This window comes from Bifidobacterium sp. UBA744 (assembly GCA_002298605.1).
Taxonomy (GTDB): domain Bacteria; phylum Actinomycetota; class Actinomycetes; order Actinomycetales; family Bifidobacteriaceae; genus Bifidobacterium.
The window spans coordinates 56,182-75,560 of sequence record DBKS01000044.1 but is presented as its reverse complement, the minus strand read 5'-3'; the positions used below and the strand labels follow the sequence as shown (position 1 = coordinate 75,560).

The window sequence follows — 19,379 nt, the reverse complement described above, 5'->3', positions numbered from 1 at the left end:
ACCACGCAGCCCGGGAACACGGAGTTCGGAATCATGACGAGCGCGTCGAGCGGATCGCCATCCTCGCCCAGGGTGCCGTCGATGTAGCCGTAGTCATCCGGGTAGCCCATGGAGGTGAACAGGGTACGGTCCAGGAACACGCGACCGGTCTCGTGATCCACTTCGTACTTGTTCTTGGATCCGCGCGGAATCTCCACCACGACGTTGAAGGTCTCAGCCATTGTTGTATCTCCTTGATCGGTGTGATCAGCAGTTGTTCGCCTCTTACAATACCCGTTTTCGCGAGGGGGTGGCGGCTTCATCCATATGATGTCGCGTTGCCGAGAGGCGTCCGTCAGTACATCACGTTGAGCACGTGGGCGACATCGGCCCACGGGGCCAGGGATATGTAGTTGTCCCAACCCCAGGAGAAGTCGCGTCCGGTCAGCTCGTCGCGCAGATGGGCGCCGGTCTTCGGGTCGACGCCGAAATCGGGCATTTCGAAATGCACCGATGACTGGTGCGCGTTGTGGCCGTCCAGATTCACCGCCACGACCAGCGTCTCCGGCTTGCCCGTTCCGGTCAGTTCGGCCGGGTTGTGGCGGGCGAAGGCCAGAATGTTCTCGTCGGAGCTTTCCAGAAGCGTCAGGTTGTGGTAGCCGAACAGTCCGGTGTGCTCGCGGCGTATGCGGTTCAGCGAGGTGAGCAGGGCGGAGATGCCGTATTGTTCGGCATTCGCCCAGTTGCGCACCTTGATCTCGTATTTTTCGTTGTCGATCTGCTCCTCATAGCCGGGGCGCTGCACGTTTTCGATGAGTTCGTAGCCGGAGTAGATCCCCCAGGACGGCGAACCCATGGCGGCGAGCACGGCACGCACCGCATGGCCGGCAATGCCGTTGTCGCGCAGGTAGGCGGTGAGGATGTCCGGCGTGGTGGGCCAGAAGGTGTTGTGCTGATAGTATCCGTCGTCGCAGTTGGTGGTGACGAGATATTCCTCGAGCTCCTCCTTGGTGTTGCGCCACGGGAAGTAGCAGTGCGATTGCGTGAAGCCCGCGTAGCTCAGGGCGCGCATCATGCCTGGACGGGTGAAGGCCTCGGCGAGGAACAGGATCTCCGGATGCCTCTTGGTGACGGCGGCGATCACATCCTGCCAGAAGCGCACGGGTTTGGTGTGCGGGTTGTCGATGCGGAATATGGTCACGCCGGCCTTGATCCAGATTTCGAGGATACGCTCGACTTCCTTCTCGATGCCGGGCATGTCGGCGTTGAAGTCGATCGGGTAGATGTCCTGATACTTCTTTGGCGGGTTCTCGGCGAAGGCGATCGATCCGTCCGGCTTGTGACGGAACCAGTTCGGATGCTCGGTGACCCACGGATGGTCGGGCGAGCATTGCAGGGCGAAGTCGAGCGCGATTTCCAGCCCGAGTTCGTGGGCCTTGCTCACCAGCGACTTGAAATCGTCCATGGTGCCGAGCTTCGGATCGACGGTGTCGTGGCCGCCCTCCGAGCTTCCCACGCCGAATACCGAGCCGGGGTCGTCCGGACCGGCCACCAGCGTGTTGTTCCTGCCCTTGCGATTCGTGACGCCGATCGGGAAGATGGGCGGCAGATACACGATGTCGAAGCCCTGACGCTTGGCGCGTTCCAGACCGATGACCGAGGTTTTCAGCGTGCCCTGCACGATTTTGCCGCTGGCCTTGTCCACGTAGGCTCCCTCGGAGCGCGGGAAGAACTGGTACCACGAGGCGAAGGAGGACTTGGGGCGCTGCACGCGGATGGTTGTCGGCGCGCTTTCCGACAGACCGTCGCGCAGCGGATTGGTATGGTGCAGCTCGGTGACGGCGTCGCTGGTGGCTGCGGCGAGACGATCGGCGGGGGAGAGGGATTCGTCGTCCATCTCGTCGGCGGCGTCCTGCAGAACGCCTCGCTGCGCGGCCTTCAGATGGCTGTCCTTGGCGTCGGCCCAGCGGCGCAGCAGCGCGGAGCCCTCTTTGAGCGCGTTGTCCACGTCATCGTTCACACGTACTTTGATGTCGGCGTCATGCAGCCACGAGGCATAGCTGTCCTCCCAGCCCTGCACCACGAGGGTCCAGTCGCCAAGCTGGCGTTTCACCGTGGCGTATTCCTTGTCCCACGGCTTGAGATCCGAATGCTCCCCGGCCTTGAGGTCGGTTTCCCAGCGGTCGAGGCCCGCATTGGTGCAGGCCATTTGGCGGCGCATCATTTCGCGGCCGCGGGGATTGCGCAGAATGGCGGTTGCGCCGGTTTTGGCGCGTCCTTCGATGAAGATCTCCGCGGTGATGCGGAAGGTTTCGCCGAGTTCCACGCGGGCCGGGAATCGGTTGGACTCCTCGTTGGGAGTGACGTCCATGACGACCACGCGGCCGAATTGCGAGGGGTCGGAGACTGGAATGGTCGGTGCCGCGGCCTCGCCGTATGCGTCGAATACCGGTTCGATGACGGACGGCGTGGGCGCCGTGGCGGTGGCCGCTCGCCTCGCTGACCGGCTGCCGGCGGCGGTCTTGCGGGTGGCTGGTGCGTGCGTGGCGGTCCTGCGGGTCGCCTTTGCACGGGTGACGCGGGCGCCGCCCCGCTCGGTTGTGCGCGCGGCGGCGGGGCTGGCGGACTGTCCGCTCGTAGTCTGCCGCGTCGGCTGCGCGTCGGTTGATTGTTCCCCGGCCGCAGTCGTCGTTGACTTGGCGTTGGCGGCGGTCTTCTGTTCATTGCGCTTGGATGCGCGGTGTGTAGTGGCCATAGTCTCATCGTAATTCATCGGAGATATGGAATCTGCATCGCCGTCACAGTTGTTCACCGAGAGTTATCCGCGGCGACGACGCGGGACGGCATTCGGATCCGACCGTCCCGAATTCCACATCCGCGCACATTGTCCGAAAACCGCCCGGTGGCGGCACTCGATCTGCCATGCTCTTGAGCACCTTCTTCGCGACGGGCGAGGAGTTCTGCGAAAGGAACATCATGACGAAACGAACGATACGGGCCATGATGGCGTTGGTTGCCGCGCTGTGCATGGCGTTGACGGGCGTGGCCGGCGGCGCGTCGGCGGCACAGGCGGCCGAGCCGCTCTATGTCAATGGCTCAGGCATGTGGCAGCGATTTCTGTATGACGGCGTGGTGTACGCGCTCGGCACGACCATGCACGATGCCGATGGGAATAACGTCTATTGCATCGAGTCGGGCGTGCATGACGAGGAGTCGTACGAGAAGGCCGAGCCCGTTCCGGATTCCTCCGACGCGCGGCTGGTCGCATGGCTGGCGCAGCGATATCGCGGCCGGCGCGAGTCGGAGACGCATGTGGCCATTTCCATCCTTGTGCATGATCTCTTCGAGGCGGCCGACAAGGAACTGTGGGCTGCCAGGCGCGCCGACGTGCTGCGCAAGCGCCCGGACATAGCCGAACGCGTCGAGCGGCTGCGAGCCGAAGCCGAGCGGTCCGTACCCCGCGGCATGTCGGCAAGCTATACCGTGTATCCCGGTCTGCGCAACGGTGTCGTGTACGCCGTGGTGACCAATGGCGCCGGCGCGGCCGTGGCGGATGTGCCATTCACGCTCCGTCTGGAGGGCCCCGCGGTGTTCGACAAGACCGGAACCGCCGAAATCTCCGGCGTGTCTTCGACCGAGCGGCAGGAATTCGCCTGGACCGCCACTGGTACCGGCGAGGTTCAGGTGCACAGCGAGTATGAGCATGCGGCGTTGCGGAAGCTTATCAGCTCGCAGGATTTCGTCCAGTTCGGAGGCAGCGTCATGTCGCAGGGCGATGGTGTGAAATTCAGCGTCAGGCGGCAGTTCATTCCCGCGATTGCCACCGAGGTGCCGGATAAACTACTTCAGCCGGGATCCGAGGTGCGGGACGTGGTGTCTTCGGGGCTGGGTGATGGCGACAGCTGGGCCGATGGCGTGAGTCTGACGGCGGATGGCTATTATTTCGATGGTCTTGCGTCGGACGATCTTCGCGAGGAGATGCGTCCTGAAAGCCATGAGGGGATTCGTGATTTCCTGGCGCGTCTCGCGTTGGAGGGTCATGTGCCGCAAGCGTATGGGCGCGCGAGCTTCGACGGTCCCGGCCAGCGGCATGAGGTGCGGGCGGTGACCGAACAGGATGGCGACGAGCCGTATCACGCCCGAAGCGGGTTTGGCACGTGGGTGTGGGCGTTCGAACGATCCAGACAGGATGAATCCGATCGGTCGTATCTGGCGAATGATGTCGTCACGCCGTTCCTTGAGGCGGCGGAAACGCAGAGCATCCGGCATCGTCTCCATGTGGAGTCCACCGTCACCGATCATTCCGCGGCGGTGGGCGGCGAGATATCCGACCGGATCACCGTGTCGGGATTCCCGGACGATCACGGTGATTTCCATGGATCGGAAGCATATGGGTTCGGTCCGGATCAGGCCACGGCGCAGGTAAGCGTCTATTGGGCCGGCGACGAGATGGATGCCGGAGATATGGACGCCTACAAGCCCTCCGGCTCGTCGCCTCCCGCGCAGGATGACCACCACCGACTCGTCGGTACGTGGAACTACCCCGCGAAGAACGGTTTGATCAAGGTCGGCGGTGGCGCGCCGGACGCTTCCGGCGAACCGGTGTCCATCATCGCCGACAGGCCTGGCTGGTATGTGTTCGTCTACGTCTTCTCGGGGGACGATCGGGTGGAGCCTGCGACCAGTTCGTATGACGACGCTTGGGAGCGTACGCGGGTCACCAAGGTGGTGCCGCAGGCCCCCGCGCTGACCACTGCGGTGCAGCCGGCCGTGGTCGGCGTGGGGGAGCCGTTCCGGGACACTGCGAACATCACCGGACCGGTGCGGCCCGGGGACTATGTGACGTTCAGCGCGTATGAGCCGGTGGGTTTCGGCGAACAGGCCGGCGAAGGGAAGCTGCTTGACGAGGTTCGCGTGGAACTGGACCATACGAAGACGCGGCAGACCGTCACCAGCCCGCAGGCTCGGTCCCTGGCCAACGGCTATGTCTACTGGAAGGCCACGTTGCGAAGTGCCGACGGAGACGTTCTCGACAGCCATCCGCTCGGTGTCGAGGGGGAGGTGACCGAGGTCGTCGCATCGGCGGATCTCTCCACGCGCGCACGTCCGCTGGGCGCGGTGGATACCGCGATCTGGGACGAGATCACCATCCGTCCCGGCTCGAGAGACGGGCACGTGGTGAATGTGCCGCAGGGGGCCGCCGTCTCCGTGTCGTTGTACCGAAACACCGGTGATGCCGTCAATGGAACGCTGGTGGGCGTCCGGCGGTATGCGCTTACCGACACCCAGGTCAGGGACGCCAATTCGGCTGACGGGCTGACGTTCCGCGCCGAGGGCTTCCAGGTGGGCGTCGCCGGCGAATACTACTGGGTCGCCGCCGTTCGTGACCAATACGGCAATGAGCTTGCGTGCGGCCAGTACGGTGATCCGAACGAGCGCACCTCGGTGCATCGGTACAGCACTGATGTGGACGCGGCTACGTTGGCGCGGCACGACGGCCGCTATGAGTCCTCCCGGCACGTCGCCACGGATGTGCTGCACGTCGAGGCATGGGAGCGGGGCGAAGCCGATGTGTCCATGGCGATCGGCCAGACTCCCGAGGGCGTGACCTACCGTTGGCAACTTTGGCGGCAGGGTGACGGCGACGTCTCCACCGATCGCATGGTCAAGCAAGGCGACATCACGCCAATGCCGCAATTGCCGTTTGACGATGCGGCCGGCCGCGTTTCCTCCGCGCTCGACGTCGAGTCCCCGCAGTGGGCGATCGAAGCCGACTGGCCGACTGGAACCTACTATTACCGGTTGCATGTTGTGGATGCGGCGGGCGATACGGTGGCGTACCTGCCTGCGCGCGAGGCGCGAGAAAGCTTCGCCGTGGTTTCGCTGGCCACCAAAGTGTCCAAGCAGCGGTGGTTTGACGGCGAGCGCGTTACGGACACGCTCATTCTCGATGGCGTGTTGCCGGCAGGCAGCACCTACGAGGCGCAGCTATGGCGGTGCGGCGGTTTGCTTGCGCGTGATGAGCAGATCGGCACCACTGGCCGGCAGCCGATCCCCGTGGACGCCGGCATGCGTGAACTGACGACGGCGTCGTTGCCGGCGCCGGATCCCGGACGGTATTACTGGAAGACGGTGATCGCCAGCGGTGATCGTCCCGGCGAGCCGCTTATCGTGGATGGATCGCGCATACCGGAGGAGTCCTTCGAGGTGATCAGGGTGACCACCGAGGCCAGCGAAGGCGGTGCGGCGCCCACTGAGGTGCATGATGTGGCGTTCATTGACGGCGGCGCCCCCGCCGGGACGCTGATATCGTTCGAGCTGTTCCGCGCGTCGTCGGATGACGATGTGAGGAAGGACGAATCCGTGGCCGTCACCGAGCGCGTACCGGTCGCCGAAGGCGCCAAACTGGTGCAATCAGCTGATATTCGAGTTGAGGAGCCCGGTGAGTATTACTGGCGGGAGACTCTATGGTCCGAGCAGGGCGATGCGTTGCATGTGGGCGCGGCGCGGGTCGCCGAGGAAAGCGTGACGATCTCGGACTCGTTGCCGTTGACCGGCATTGGCAACTCGACAGTCGTCGCCCTGGCCGTCGGCGTCGTCGCCGCGGTTATCGGCGTCGTCGGTCTCGGTGTCGCCAGCCGGCGACGGGTCTAGCTGATGTGAAGGAGCTGGGGCCGCCGGCGCGGCGCGGCGGGCTTAGCGGCCCGATCAGCCGGCCGCCTCATGCGACAGAACCTGAAAAAGAGGAAGGGTCGGGAACCGTTGCGATTCCCGACCCTATTCGTAGCGGGGCATGGATTTGAACCATGGACCTCTGGGTTATGAGCCCAGCGAGCTACCGAGCTGCTCCACCCCGCGTCGGCATGTCTTTCAGACAGCTCTATCTACGATACGGGTGAAGATCGATAAGTCAAATCATGGCGTGTCGCGATCTGCGACGCCGATAAACCGCCGTATTCCGCTGAATGGGGATTCCGGATTGCCGTCGTCTTCGTCACCGATAGCCGGTTATCGGGAATGCCTATAACGGCTGCGGTCATTCGGTGGTTCATGGCGGCCCACATATCCTGCGGGCGGTCATAATGGGGGTATGCCTATCAAAATCCCCAGCGGCCTGCCGGCCAGAGCCATTCTCGACTCGGAGCGCATTTTCGCGCTTGAGAAGCCCGAGGCGGAGCGTCAGCGCGTTCGCCCGCTCAAATTGGTGATTTTGAATCTCATGCCCAAGAAAATCGAGACCGAAACCCAGCTGCTCAGGCTGATCTCCAAGTCGCCCCTGCAGGTGGAAATCGACTTCATGAAGACCTCCACGCATGAGTCCACGCATGTCAGCGCGGACCATTTGCTCAAGTTCTATGAGAATCTGGACGCCTTCAGGGACAACTACTACGACGGCCTGGTCGTGACCGGTGCGCCGGTGGAGCATATGGCCTTCGAGGACGTGGACTACTGGGACGAGTTCAAACAGATCCTCGACTGGGCGTCCACGCATGTGTTCTCCACCATGTACCTGTGCTGGGGCGCGATGGGTGCGCTGTATTACCGCTTTGGTGTCAGCAAGCATGATCTGCCTGAAAAGATCTTCGGCGTCTTCCCGCAGTATCTGCAGGATGAATACTGCTTCCTGACGAATGGTTTCGATGAGATCGCTCTTCAGCCGCATTCCAGGCTGGCGGGCGTGGATGAGGGGCAGGTCAGGGCCAATCCCGATCTGCAGATCCTCACCTGGGGGCCGGAATCCGGGCCGGGGCTGATCGCCACGCGCGATTTTTCCGAAGTGTTCGCGCTGGGGCACTGGGAATACGGCAAGTACACGCTTGCCGAGGAATACGAGCGCGACATGGCCAAGGGCATGACGAACGTGCCCTTCCCCAAGAACTACTTCCCGCATGACGATCCGTCGCTGGAACCGCTCTTCTCCTGGCGCGCGCATGCGAACCTGCTGTGGCGCAACTGGCTGAACTGGGTGTATCAGACCACGCCATACGACCTTCGCGAGGTGCCCGGACTGCGTCGCGAAAAGCGTCTCGGCACCGACCGGTCGATCCGTCACGAGCCGGGCGGCCCTCGCCGGGACGGCTACAGGCCGCTCGAATCGGACGGCTACGGTCTCGTTGCGCACTGACCTTCGTCGGCGCCGGGCCTGCGGTGCCCGGACACGCCGGAGGCGGCCGGTGGCGCGCGACACTTTGCCGACGTATGTCGTTGTGTGGCGAAGGTCACATATCCGGGTGGATTCGGTCCGGAGGCGCATAGTGTCCACAGCCACGGCGGGGAAGTTGACATTGTCCCCCACAGGCAGTAAACCAACACGAAGCATGTTCGACTCGTGCGTATGTGACATGCCCGGATCGAGTAATGTGAACGTTAACGGAACGGATCGTTCATATGGTCCCTGGTAACGCACCTGTCACAAATCGGGCGCGTGTCGGGTCTATATTGAATGCTGTCTGTTTGATTAGGAGGTACGAGTATGGCAGGTGTGGTGAGCCTGGCAGCCGCGGCGAATTTGGCGGCAGCCGAGATGGAAATCCCCACGATTGACGACTTCCTCCCCGAGACCTTCGTGTTCCAGGGCACGCCCTTCGCGATCAACCGCATCGTCATGATCCGTCTCATCGCCACCGTGGTGTTGCTGCTGGTGCTCGGCATCACCGCCAAGCGCGCCAAAATCATTCCGAGCCGCTGGCAGGGTGCCGTGGAATGGGTGCTCGAGTTCGTCAAGAACAACATCGTCTACGAGGTGATGGGATCCGAGCGCGGCCGTCGGTATGTGCCGATGATCACCACAATCTTCATGACGATTCTCGTCTTCAATATCTGCGGCATCATCCCCGGCATGAACATCGCGGCCACCGCGACGATCATGATGCCGGTGTTCTTCGCGCTGTGGACGTTTGTGCAGTATTGGATCGCCGCCTGTCAGGGCAAGGGCCTGGGCAAATATCTGAAGGATGAGCTGTTGCCCGCCGGTGTGCCGATTCCGGTCTACATCATTCTGGCTCCGATGCAGTTGATCGATATCGTGCTCATCCGTCCCCTGTCCCTGGCCATTCGACTCTTCGCGAATATGATGGCCGGCCATCTCATCGTGGCGCTGTGCTTCGCCGCAACCCAGTTCTTCCTCATTGAGGCAGAGAACAAGCTGATGATCGGCTTCGGCGTGGTCACCTTCGCGGGCGGATTCCTCATGACGCTGTTCGAGGCTTTTGTCGCGGCGCTTCAGGCGTTCATCTTCGCCACGTTGAGCTGCGTGTACATCAACCTGAGCTATCCGGAAGAGGACTGATCCCGGTCCGGCCGGAATGGCATTCGGCTCCCTCGCGAATCCGCGCAATTCAAAAGCACATATCAAGTTTTTCAGTTTGGTTCTTCCCCCGGGAAGCCAATAAGAAAGGAAACAACCATGGATCTCATTACTCTGGCAGAGGTCACCGGCAACCTCAACCTCGGTGCCATTGGCTACGGCCTGGCCGCCATCGGCCCTGGCATCGGCGTGGGCATCATCTTCGGCAAGGCCATTGAGGCCACCGCTCGTCAGCCTGAACTTGGCGGTCGCATCCAGACGCTGATGTGGCTGGGCTTCGGCTTGGTCGAGTTCCTGGCCCTCCTGGGCTTCATCTCCGGCTTCATCTTCCGCTGATCGTTGGCCCAACCGGTAATATCCAGGCAAGCCTAGCGATTCAGTAGAAAGGAGACGGACATGCAGACTGTGGCAGCAGAGGGTATTGACCTGTTCCTCCCGAAGAGCTTTGACATCTTCTGGAGCGCGGTCATCCTCGTCATCGTCGCCATTTTCTTCTACAAGTTCTTCCTGCCCAAGTTCCAGAGCGTTTTTGATGAGCGTGCCGCCAAGATCGAAGGCGGCATCGCCAAGGCCGAGAAGGCCCAGCAAGAAGCCGAGGAAGCCAAAGACAAGTACGAGAAGCAGCTCAGCGGAGCCCGCATCGAAGCGTCCAAGATCCGTGACGATGCCCGTGCCGAGGCCTCGCATATCATCGCCGACGCCCGCTCCCGCGCCGAAACGGAAGCCGCGCAGATCACCGCGAACGCCCAGCGCTCCATCGCGTCTCAGCAGCAGCAGGCCCTGGTCTCGCTCAAGGGCGAGGTCGGCGTCATCGCCACCGCTCTGGCCGGCAAGATTCTTGGCTCCAAGCTTGAGGACAACGACGTTCAGTCGTCGATGATCGACTCGCTCATCGACGACGTGAACGCGAACAAGGCCTGACAACAACCCGAATAACACGTCAAGGAGGTGACATGCAAGGAGAGGCTTCGCTGCTCTCGGACCGTCAGTCCCGAGACAGTTTCGCGCCGAAACTCAAGGCGGCTGGATCCGACAACGAGCGCATTTACGACGAGCTGTTCAGCTTCGCCGGCGTGCTCGATGCCAATAAGCGCCTGCAGCGTGCGCTGACCGATCCTTCTCGTCCCGTCGAGGACAAGGTCAAACTGGTGGATGAGCTGCTCAATGGGCAGGCCCATCCGTTGACCGTCGAGATCCTGCATGATGTGGTGGGTCGCCGTTGGAGCCGTATGAGCCATCTTGCTTCGGCAGTGGAGGATTTTGGCGTGGATTCCGTCATGTACCTTGCGGATGCCAGGGGCGTGACGCTGCGTGTTTCCATCGAACTCGCGCAGATCCATTCCGCGTTCCTGAATCTTCCGCAGGTGCGTTCCGAGCTGTCTGACCAGTACGCTCCGGAATCTCGCCGCGTGGCGTTCCTCAGGGAACTGCTTGCGGGACAGAACTTCGATCCCGTGACCATGGTGCTGGCCGAGCACGCGACGCGCGCGCTGCGCAACCGTCGGTATCTGACCATCATCCAGTGGCTGATCAGTAAGCTGTCCCGCCATATGGGCGATCTGATGATCACCGTCACCACGGCAGTGCCGCTTACCGACGATCAGGTCAAGCGTCTGATCGCCACCTACCGCGCCAAGCTCAACCGCCCGGTGCATATCAACTCGGTGGTTGACCCCTCGGTGATCGGTGGCATGCGCGTCCAATACGGCTCGGAGGTTTCCGACCACACCGTCGTCGCCCAGCTGCAGCGCCTGAAGCGCTCGGTTGGCTGAGGACCATTTAATTTTTATCAACAATAAGGAGTGATCATGGCAGAACTAACCATTGATCCCGCCACGATACGCAAGGCGCTCGATGATTTCGTCGAGTCGTACAAGCCGTCGGACACCCCCACCCAGGAAGTGGGCTATGTGGCCACGGCCGGTGACGGCATTGCGCACGTGACGGGACTGCCTGGTTGCATGGCCAACGAGCTGCTCACCTTTGAGGACGGCACGCTGGGCCTGGCCTTCAACCTTGATGCTCGTGAGATCGGCGTGGTTATCCTCGGCGATTTCGCAGGCATTGAGGAAGGCCAGGAAGTGCGTCGTACCGGCGAGGTGCTGTCGGTGCCCGTCGGCGATGGCTACCTCGGGCGTACTGTGAACCCGCTGGGCGAGCCCATCGATGGTCTTGGCGAGATCAAGACCGAAGGCCGCCGCATTCTGGAGGCCCAGGCTCCCGATGTGATGCACCGCCATCCGGTTGACGAGCCGCTGTCCACGGGTCTGAAGGCCATCGATGCAATGACCCCGATCGGCCGCGGCCAGCGACAGCTCATCATCGGCGACCGCCAGACCGGTAAAACCGCCATCGCGATCGACACCATCATCAACCAGAAGGCCAATTGGGAGTCCGGCGACCCGAAGAAGCAGGTGCGCTGCATCTACGTGGCCATCGGCCAGAAGGGTTCGACCATCGCGTCGGTTCGTCAGAGCCTTGAGGACGCAGGAGCTATGGAGTACACCACCATCGTGGCCTCTCCGGCTTCCGATTCCGCTGGTTTCAAGTACATTGCCCCTTACACCGGTTCGGCCATCGGCCAGCATTGGATGTACAACGGCAAGCATGTGCTGATTGTCTTCGATGATCTGTCGAAGCAGGCCGAAGCGTATCGTTCGATTTCGCTGCTGCTTCGTCGTCCGCCGGGGCGTGAGGCCTACCCGGGCGACGTCTTCTACCTGCATTCGCGTCTGCTGGAACGCTGCGCGAAGGTTTCCGACGATCTGGGCGGCGGCTCCATGACCGGCCTGCCGATCATCGAGACCAAGGCGAACGACGTCTCCGCGTATATTCCCACCAACGTGATTTCCATCACCGACGGTCAGATCTTCCTCCAGTCCGATCTGTTCAACGCCGGTCAGCGTCCTGCCGTGGACGTGGGCATTTCCGTGTCCCGCGTGGGCGGCGCGGCTCAGACCAAGGCGTTGAAGAAGGTGTCGGGCACTCTGAAGATCTCGCTGGCTCAGTATCGTTCGCTGGAGTCCTTCGCCATGTTCGCCTCCGATCTGGATGCGGCGTCCAAGGCTCAGCTGAACCGTGGCGCGAAGTTGACCGAGCTGCTTAAGCAGCCGCAGTTCTCTCCGTATTCGATGGAGCAGGAAGTGGTTTCCGTGTGGGCGGGCACCCATGGCAAGCTCGACGATCTTGAGGTCGCCGACGTGCTGCCGTTCGAAAAGGGCATGCTCGACTATGTCGACCACAACACCGACATCCTTACCACGATTCGCGAGTCCGGCGACTTCACCGCCGAGACCGAGAAGGCGCTTGACAAGGCGATTGAGGACTACCGCAGCACGTATGTGTCTGTGGCGGGCAAGCCGCTGGTCGACAAGAAGCCTCAGGTCAATCCCGAGACCGTCGTCGAGCAGGAGAAGCTCGTTGCCCCCGACAAGAAGTCCAAGGGAGCGAAGTAAGCCATGGCCTCGCAACTCGCATTCAAGAGCAGGATCGCTTCCACCGAATCGTTGGCGAAGATTTTCAACGCTCAGGAAATGATCGCGTCCTCGCACATCGCCAAGGCCCGTGACGTGGCTCTGGCCGCGAAGCCGTACTCTGATGCGATTTCCGATGCCGTCCAGGCGTTGGTGGCCCACACCCATGTCACGCATCCGATCGTCACCAAGGAAGCGGGCAACGACCGCGTTGCCGTCCTTGCGCTGACGTCGGATCGTGGCATGGCCGGCGCGTACACCTCCTCCATTATCCGTGAGACTGAAAGTCTGCTTGCCCGACTTGATCAGGAGGGCAAGCAGCCTGAGCTTTACGTGTATGGTCGCCGTGGCGTGACGTACTACAAGTACCGTAACCGCGCCATCGCCCAGACATGGGAAGGTGACACCGACAAGCCCGGCGTCGAAATCGCCGAGAACATCTCCAAGGCGCTTTTGGAAGCCTATATGAAGCCGGCCGCCGAGGGCGGGGTCAGTGAGCTGTACATCGTGTTCACTGAATTCGTCAATATGGTGGTTCAGAAGGTGCGCGTACTACGTATGCTGCCGGTCGAACTCGTGCAGTCCTCCGATGGAACGCAGGAGAGCGCCGCTTCCAAAACCGCCCCGCTATACAGCTTTGAGCCCAGCGCCGATGAGGTGCTCAATGCGGTGCTGCCCAAGTACATCCAGTCTCGTATTCACGAATGTCTGCTGACGTCCGCGGCCTCGGAAACCGCCAGCCGGCAGAACGCCATGCATACGGCCACGGATAACGCCCGCTCGCTGATCGAGGATCTGACGCGCAAGCTCAACGCTTCCCGCCAGGCTTCGATTACGCAGGAACTTACCGAAATTATCGGCAGCGCTGACGCGCTGAACAAAGAGGAAGAGTAGGAACGCAGATGGTTGATCAAGTTCAGACCAATGCGCCCGACGACTCGGTCGAAGGACCGTCGAAGGGTCGCGTCACGCGTGTCCAGGGCTCGGTGATCGACATCGAATTCCCGGTGGGACACCTGCCCGATATCTACAACGCCCTCACCGTGACGCTGGGCAGCACCGGCGCCAGCGAGGAGGGTGAGACGCTTCATCAGATCACGCTTGAGGTCGAACAGCATCTGGGCGATTCGATCGTCCGTGCCGTGGCGCTTAAGCCCACTGATGGTCTGGTCCGTGGCGCCGAGGTCGTCGACACCGGTGGTCCCATTGAGGTGCCGGTCGGCGATGTGACCCTGGGTCACGTCTTTGACGTCGCCGGCAATATTCTCAACAAGAAGCCGGATGAGCAGATCAAGGTCACCGAGCGTTGGCCCATCCACCGCAACCCGCCTGCATTCGATCAGCTGGAGTCCAAGACCCAGATGTTCGAAACCGGCATCAAGGTGATCGATTTGCTGACTCCGTATGTGCAGGGCGGCAAGATCGGTCTGTTCGGCGGCGCAGGTGTGGGCAAGACCGTGCTGATTCAGGAAATGATTCAGCGAGTCGCCCAGAACCACGGCGGTGTGTCCGTGTTCGCTGGCGTTGGCGAGCGTACCCGTGAGGGCAACGATCTGATCGGCGAAATGGACGAGGCCGGCGTGCTGCAGAAGACCGCCATGGTGTTCGGCCAGATGGATGAGCAGCCCGGCACCCGTCTTCGTGTGCCGCTGACCGCCCTGACCATGTCCGAGTACTTCCGCGACGTGCAGAACCAGGACGTGTTGCTCTTCATCGACAACATCTTCCGCTTCACCCAGGCCGGTTCCGAGGTGTCCACCCTGCTGGGCCGTATGCCTTCCGCCGTGGGCTACCAGCCGAACCTGGCCGATGAGATGGGTGCCCTGCAGGAGCGCATCACCTCGACCCGTGGTCACTCGATCACGTCGTTGCAGGCCATCTACGTGCCCGCCGACGACTACACCGATCCCGCCCCGGCCACCACCTTCGCCCACTTGGACGCAACCACCGAGTTGTCTCGTGACATTGCGTCGAAGGGCATCTACCCGGCTGTGGATCCGCTGAGCTCCACCTCTCGTATTCTTGACCCCCGCTATGTGGGTCAGGCTCACTACGACTGCGCGAACCGTGTCAAGGCCATTCTTCAGCGCAACAAGGAACTTCAGGACATCATCGCCCTGATCGGCATCGACGAGCTCGGCGAGGAGGACAAGACCACCGTCGCCCGCGCGCGTCGTATCGAGCAGTTCCTCGGCCAGAACTTCTATGTGGCGGAAAAGTTCACCGGCCGCCCCGGTTCGTATGTGCCCGCTGACGAGACCATCGAGGCGTTCACCCGCATTTGCGACGGTGTGTACGACGATGTTCCCGAGCAGGCTTTCTCCGGCATCGGCGGCATCGATGACCTCGAGAAGAAGTGGCATGATATGCAGAAGGAGCTGGGTGCCTGATGGCGGACAAATCCACCATGCAGGTGACCGTCGTCGCGGCCGACCGTCCGGTGTGGTCGGGCACGGCGACAGGCGTGACCGTTCCCGCCTCCGAAGGCGGTATGGGCATTCTGCCAAACCATGAGCCCGTGTTGACGGTCGTCAACTCCGGTCGCGTCACCGTGACCGAACCCGACGGCACGCATCACGGTTTCGATGTCGAAGACGGTTTCGTCTCCTTCGATTCGAATAAGCTCACTGTGGCTGTGGAACGATGCTCCGCCGAGGTCGCGTCCGCCGAAGAGTAGGCGGGCGATTTCATCCGGCAGTCTTCAGAGCCAACCAGATAACAGGGTTCGCGATCCTTGCGATTGCGGGCCCTGTTGCCATATGCGGGACGGCCATGGCGATCCACGGGCCCGTCCCCATCCCCGGTGTCGGAGTCGGATGGTGCAAGGGGTGGCAACAAATCGATCGGCGATATCGGTGGCTTCATACCATGGAGGCATGAGCACGAACGCAACGACGCAAATCGACAACTGCAGCAACCATGACCTTCAGGCTTCCGTGGCTGTGGAAACCTCCGCCGGATTCGTTCGCACCTGCGGCGATGGCGGTGCGGCCGGACGGCATGACTATATCGCTGAGATCCCCGAGAAAACCGGTCTTGACACCATCTATCTCGCCGAGGGCGACATGGTGTGCGTGGCGGCTCGTCCGATCGCGGCCGGGGAGACCGTGTCCGTCGAGGGGCATGGCGAGCTGACCGTGCTCGATGATGTGCCGCGTGGCCATAAAATCGCGCTGTGTGACATCGCCGAAGGTGAGAACGTGGTCAAATACGGCTTCGAAATCGGCCATGCCATCCAGCCCATCACGAAGGGCGAATGGGTGCACACCCACAATATCGCCACCAATCTTGGCGCCAACCTCGAATACGACTACAGGCCCGTCGACGACACCGTGAAGCCCGGAAACCCCACCATGACCTTCAAGGGGTACCGTCGCGCCACCGGCAAGGTCGGCATTCGCAACGACCTCTACATCGTGCCCACCGTTGGGTGCATCTCCGGCATCACCGCCACGATGGCCCGTATGTTCACCGCCCGTCATAACGGCAACGGCAATTTCGATTCCGTGATCGTGGCCCGTCACCCCTATGGCTGTTCGCAGCTCGGCGGCGATCTGGTGTGGACGCAGGAGACGCTGCAGGGCATTGTCGAGCATCCGAACGCTGGTGGCGTGCTGCTGGTAGGTCTTGGCTGCGAGAACAACCAGATGGCGTTGATGAAGGCCGGTCTGAAGAATTACGATCCCGAACGCGTGCGCTTCATGGTCTGTCAGGAGGAGGACGACGAGTTCGACACCGCCGCCGCCTTGCTGGAAGATCTTAACGAGGCCGCCGGAAACGACGTGAAAACCGACATTCCGATGAATGAGCTGAGTGTCGGCGTCGAATGCGGAGGCTCCGACGGCATGTCCGGCATCACCGCCAATCCGCTTGTCGGCCGTTTCGCCGAATGGCTGGTCTCGCAGGGCGGTTCGGTGATTCTCTCCGAGGTCCCCGAAATGTTCGGGGCGGAGACCGTGCTGATGTCCCAGGCCCGCGACGAAGGCGTGTTCCGCGACATCGTCGATCTGATCAACAATTTCAAAGGCCATTTCCGCAAGTACGGCGAGGTCATCTCCGACAACCCGTCGCCGGGCAACAAGGCCGGCGGCATCACCACCCTCGAGGATAAGTCGCTCGGCTGCATCCGCAAGGGCGGCAAATGCGAGGTCGAGGACGTCATCCAATACGGCAAGCGCCTCCGACGCAATGGCCTGTCGCTGATGCAGACGCCCGGCAACGACATGGTGTCCACCACCGCCATGGCCGCGGCCGGATGCCAGCTCATCCTCTTCACCACCGGACGTGGCACGCCGTTCGGCTGCTTCGTGCCCACGATGAAGATCGCCACGAACACCCCGCTGGCGCAGAAGAAGAGGCGCTGGATCGATTTCAACGCCGGGCGCCTGCTCGACGAGCCCGCCGCCGTGGTGGACGAGGACTTCCGCAAGCTGGTGCTGAGCATCGTCAACGGCAGCGAAGCCAACAATGAGAGGAACGCCATGCAGGAGACGGTGATTTTCAAGGACGGTCCCACCGAGTAGACCGGTTGTCCGTTCGGACGCTCGGCATTTCCGCCGCTGTCAGCAAGTGCGCTGTACTATGTGGTGCGGGCCCGTGCGCGGTGTCTGCGGCGGCAGGCGCGGCCTGTGCGGGGCGTAACCACAGAAGGGGCATCGATGCAACTGTTCAGAACCAAGTCAGTTGAGCAGACCATTGCCGAGACTGACGACAAGGATCGCAAGCTCAAGCGCTCGCTCGGCGCTTGGGATCTTGCCATTATGGGCGTGGCCGTGGCGGTCGGCGCGGGCATTTTCTCGGTGGGCGCCCAGGCGGCCGCCTATCACGCGGGGCCGGCCGTTATCATCAGCTTTCTGATCGCCGGTGTGGTGTGCGGCGCGGCCGTCATGTGCTATGCCGAATTCGCCTCAATGATTCCGGTGGCCGGGTCCGCCTACACCTTCACCTACACCACGGTGGGCGAGATCGTGGCTTGGGTGATCGGTTGGGATCTGATCCTTGAAATGCTGATGGCCGGTGCGGTGATCTCCAAATACTGGGGCGTGTATCTCAATGATTTCTTCTCGCTGATGGGCTGGAATCTCAATACCAAGGTGGTGTTGTTCGGCGGTTTTTCCTTCGATTTCGCGCCGCTGATCATCGTCGCCTTCTTCACCGTGCTGCTGGTGTTCGGCACCAAGATCGGCGCGCGCGTGGACGGTGCCATGACCGTGCTCAAAATCGCCATCGTGTTCTTCGTGGTGATCGTCGGCTTCTTCTACGTGAAGGCGTCCAACTACACGCCGTTCATTCCGCCGAGCGAACCCGCTTCGGCCATTCAGGGCGATTCCGCCGTGAGCGGCGTGTGGGAGCAGCCGTTGTGGCAGGCCGCCACCGGCATGACGCCGTCCGTCTACGGCGTGCCCGGCATCCTGTCCGGCGCCGCGTTGGTGTTCTTCGCGTTCATTGGCTTCGATGTGGTCGCCACCGCCTCCGAGGAGACCAAGGATCCGCATAGGAATGTGCCGCTGGGCATCGGCCTCGGCATGCTGCTCATTATCGTGATGTACATGCTCGTCGCCGTCGTCACCACCGGTATGGTGAGTTACAAGGATCTCGCCGCGGTGGACGACCCGTCCTTGGCCACGGCCTTCGAATTGGTCGGGGCCACATGGGCCGCCAAGGTGATCAGTTTCGGCATCGTCCTGGGGCTTGCCACTGTGGTGATGGTGCTGCTGCTGGGACTGACCCGCATTGTGTTCGCCATGAGCCGCGATGGCCTGCTGCCTCGACGGCTGTCCAAAACCGGCCGGCATGGCACGCCGGCCGGATTGCAGATCTGCGTTGGCGTGGTGGTGGCCCTGGTCGCCGCATGCTTCGATGTGGGCGTACTCTCCGACATGGTGAATATCGGCACGTTGTCGGCGTTCACGTTGGTGGCCATTTCGGTGCCGATTATGCGCAGGAAGCGTCCGGAACTGCCGCGCGCATTCAAGATGCCCGGCAATCCGTGGGTGCCGATTTTGATCGCATTGGCCAACCTGTGGCTGATGCTCAATCTGTCGGTGCTGACGTGGGTTCGTTTCGTCGTGTGGCTGGTGATCGGCTTTGTGATCTACTTCGCCTACGGCTACCGTCATTCCCGGCTGGGTAACGGCGAGTTGACCGGCGATATCGGCGATGAGGTCGCCGCCGGCATCGGCGTCTGACGCGTGCCCGGAGTACGCTGGATACCGGCGATATAGTGCAGAGTTCAAACTTGACGGTGTTGTAAGGAGGAAATATGCCGTACGTTGTTGCGCAACCGTGCGTGGATGTCCGTGACAAGGCCTGTGTGGACGAATGTCCGGTGGACTGCATCTACGAGGGCAAGCGCTCGCTGTACATCAATCCGAATGAATGCGTCGACTGTGGCGCGTGCGAGCCGGTATGCCCCACGGAGGCCATTTTCTATGAGGATGATCTGCCTGACGAGTGGGCGTGGTACAAGGACGCGGCCGTCGAATTCTTCGCCGAGGTGGGTGATCTCGGTGGCGCTTCCGCCGCCGGTCCGATCGGTAAGGATCCGGCTCAGGTCGCGGCCCTGCCTCCGCAGAACCAAGGCTGACGCCTTCAGCTGAGCCGACAACGCGACGAGCCCC

15 protein-coding genes and 1 tRNA gene are annotated in these 19,379 nt (G+C 62.0%); 13 read left to right on the top strand and 3 right to left on the bottom strand.

Going from position 1 to position 19,379, the window contains the following annotated elements:
• Both B2994_RS04565 and B2994_RS04560 read right to left on the bottom strand, forming a co-directional pair.
• Positions 1 to 221 (bottom strand): inorganic diphosphatase (locus B2994_RS04565; RefSeq protein WP_291527190.1); only part of this gene is annotated, 221 nt, incomplete at its 3' end.
• Positions 222 to 334: 113 nt separating this feature from the next.
• Entirely contained in the window at positions 335 to 2,734 is a 2,400-nt protein-coding gene (locus tag B2994_RS04560) for an alpha-1,4-glucan--maltose-1-phosphate maltosyltransferase (RefSeq protein ID WP_291527189.1), read from the bottom strand.
• 221 nt (positions 2,735 to 2,955) lie between these two features.
• Between B2994_RS04560 and B2994_RS04555 the strand changes: the two genes are divergently transcribed.
• Positions 2,956 to 6,633, top strand: a complete 3,678-nt coding sequence (locus tag B2994_RS04555; protein WP_291527188.1) for a hypothetical protein — start codon at positions 2,956 to 2,958, stop codon at positions 6,631 to 6,633.
• A gap of 130 nt (positions 6,634 to 6,763) precedes the next feature.
• Here the strand turns inward: B2994_RS04555 and B2994_RS04550 are convergent.
• Positions 6,764 to 6,837, bottom strand: a tRNA-Met gene (locus tag B2994_RS04550).
• Between the two features lie 232 nt (positions 6,838 to 7,069).
• Here B2994_RS04550 and B2994_RS04545 point away from each other — a divergent pair.
• The 12 genes from B2994_RS04545 to fdxA all read left to right on the top strand — a co-directional run bounded on the left by B2994_RS04545 (position 7,070) and on the right by fdxA (position 19,345).
• On the top strand, positions 7,070 to 8,104 hold the full coding sequence (locus B2994_RS04545; RefSeq protein ID WP_291527187.1) for a homoserine O-succinyltransferase: 1,035 nt from the start codon (positions 7,070 to 7,072) through the stop codon (positions 8,102 to 8,104).
• 348 nt (positions 8,105 to 8,452) lie between these two features.
• On the top strand, positions 8,453 to 9,268 hold the full coding sequence (gene atpB, locus B2994_RS04540) for a F0F1 ATP synthase subunit A (protein ID WP_291527186.1): 816 nt from the start codon (positions 8,453 to 8,455) through the stop codon (positions 9,266 to 9,268).
• Positions 9,269 to 9,385: 117 nt separating this feature from the next.
• Positions 9,386 to 9,622, top strand: coding sequence for an ATP synthase F0 subunit C (gene atpE, locus B2994_RS04535; RefSeq protein WP_291527185.1), 237 nt, complete (start codon positions 9,386 to 9,388; stop codon positions 9,620 to 9,622).
• A 60-nt stretch (positions 9,623 to 9,682) separates the two neighbouring features.
• The gene (locus B2994_RS04530) at positions 9,683 to 10,207 is read left to right on the top strand and encodes a F0F1 ATP synthase subunit B (RefSeq protein WP_291527184.1); all 525 of its coding nucleotides are present in this window, start codon (positions 9,683 to 9,685) and stop codon (positions 10,205 to 10,207) included.
• Between the two features lie 32 nt (positions 10,208 to 10,239).
• Positions 10,240 to 11,058, top strand: coding sequence for a F0F1 ATP synthase subunit delta (locus tag B2994_RS04525; RefSeq protein ID WP_291527183.1), 819 nt, complete (start codon positions 10,240 to 10,242; stop codon positions 11,056 to 11,058).
• 36 nt (positions 11,059 to 11,094) lie between these two features.
• The gene (gene atpA / locus B2994_RS04520) at positions 11,095 to 12,741 is read left to right on the top strand and encodes a F0F1 ATP synthase subunit alpha (protein ID WP_291527182.1); all 1,647 of its coding nucleotides are present in this window, start codon (positions 11,095 to 11,097) and stop codon (positions 12,739 to 12,741) included.
• A 3-nt stretch (positions 12,742 to 12,744) separates the two neighbouring features.
• Positions 12,745 to 13,653 carry a F0F1 ATP synthase subunit gamma gene (locus B2994_RS04515; RefSeq protein WP_291527181.1) on the top strand — a complete coding sequence of 303 codons (909 nt, stop codon included), beginning with the start codon at positions 12,745 to 12,747 and terminating at the stop codon, positions 13,651 to 13,653.
• Positions 13,654 to 13,661: 8 nt separating this feature from the next.
• Complete coding sequence (atpD, locus tag B2994_RS04510; RefSeq protein ID WP_291527180.1) at positions 13,662 to 15,149, top strand: F0F1 ATP synthase subunit beta; 1,488 nt, start codon at positions 13,662 to 13,664, stop codon at positions 15,147 to 15,149.
• The gene (locus B2994_RS04505) at positions 15,146 to 15,436 is read left to right on the top strand and encodes a F0F1 ATP synthase subunit epsilon (protein ID WP_414630640.1); all 291 of its coding nucleotides are present in this window, start codon (positions 15,146 to 15,148) and stop codon (positions 15,434 to 15,436) included. Before atpD ends, B2994_RS04505 begins: the two co-directional genes overlap by 4 nt.
• A 199-nt stretch (positions 15,437 to 15,635) precedes the next feature.
• Complete coding sequence (locus tag B2994_RS04500; RefSeq protein ID WP_291527178.1) at positions 15,636 to 17,282, top strand: UxaA family hydrolase; 1,647 nt, start codon at positions 15,636 to 15,638, stop codon at positions 17,280 to 17,282.
• 135 nt (positions 17,283 to 17,417) lie between these two features.
• Positions 17,418 to 18,947: an amino acid permease gene (locus B2994_RS04495; RefSeq protein WP_291527177.1), complete on the top strand. Its 1,530-nt coding sequence runs from the start codon at positions 17,418 to 17,420 to the stop codon at positions 18,945 to 18,947.
• A 74-nt stretch (positions 18,948 to 19,021) separates the two neighbouring features.
• Positions 19,022 to 19,345: a ferredoxin gene (fdxA, locus tag B2994_RS04490; protein ID WP_291527176.1), complete on the top strand. Its 324-nt coding sequence runs from the start codon at positions 19,022 to 19,024 to the stop codon at positions 19,343 to 19,345.
• Positions 19,346 to 19,379: the final 34 nt, after the last annotated feature.

Bases quoted from the DNA above. Each gene is read 5' to 3' on its own strand.
- B2994_RS04560 (WP_291527189.1), bottom strand. From the start codon at position 2,734: ATGGCCACTACACACCGCGCATCCAAGCGCAATGAACAGAAGACCGCC.
- B2994_RS04555 (WP_291527188.1), top strand. From the start codon at position 2,956: ATGACGAAACGAACGATACGGGCCATGATGGCGTTGGTTGCCGCGCTG.
- B2994_RS04545 (WP_291527187.1), top strand. From the start codon at position 7,070: ATGCCTATCAAAATCCCCAGCGGCCTGCCGGCCAGAGCCATTCTCGAC.
- atpB (WP_291527186.1), top strand. From the start codon at position 8,453: ATGGCAGGTGTGGTGAGCCTGGCAGCCGCGGCGAATTTGGCGGCAGCC.
- atpE (WP_291527185.1), top strand. From the start codon at position 9,386: ATGGATCTCATTACTCTGGCAGAGGTCACCGGCAACCTCAACCTCGGT.
- B2994_RS04530 (WP_291527184.1), top strand. From the start codon at position 9,683: ATGCAGACTGTGGCAGCAGAGGGTATTGACCTGTTCCTCCCGAAGAGC.
- B2994_RS04525 (WP_291527183.1), top strand. From the start codon at position 10,240: ATGCAAGGAGAGGCTTCGCTGCTCTCGGACCGTCAGTCCCGAGACAGT.
- atpA (WP_291527182.1), top strand. From the start codon at position 11,095: ATGGCAGAACTAACCATTGATCCCGCCACGATACGCAAGGCGCTCGAT.
- B2994_RS04515 (WP_291527181.1), top strand. From the start codon at position 12,745: ATGGCCTCGCAACTCGCATTCAAGAGCAGGATCGCTTCCACCGAATCG.
- atpD (WP_291527180.1), top strand. From the start codon at position 13,662: ATGGTTGATCAAGTTCAGACCAATGCGCCCGACGACTCGGTCGAAGGA.
- B2994_RS04500 (WP_291527178.1), top strand. From the start codon at position 15,636: ATGAGCACGAACGCAACGACGCAAATCGACAACTGCAGCAACCATGAC.
- B2994_RS04495 (WP_291527177.1), top strand. From the start codon at position 17,418: ATGCAACTGTTCAGAACCAAGTCAGTTGAGCAGACCATTGCCGAGACT.
- fdxA (WP_291527176.1), top strand. From the start codon at position 19,022: ATGCCGTACGTTGTTGCGCAACCGTGCGTGGATGTCCGTGACAAGGCC.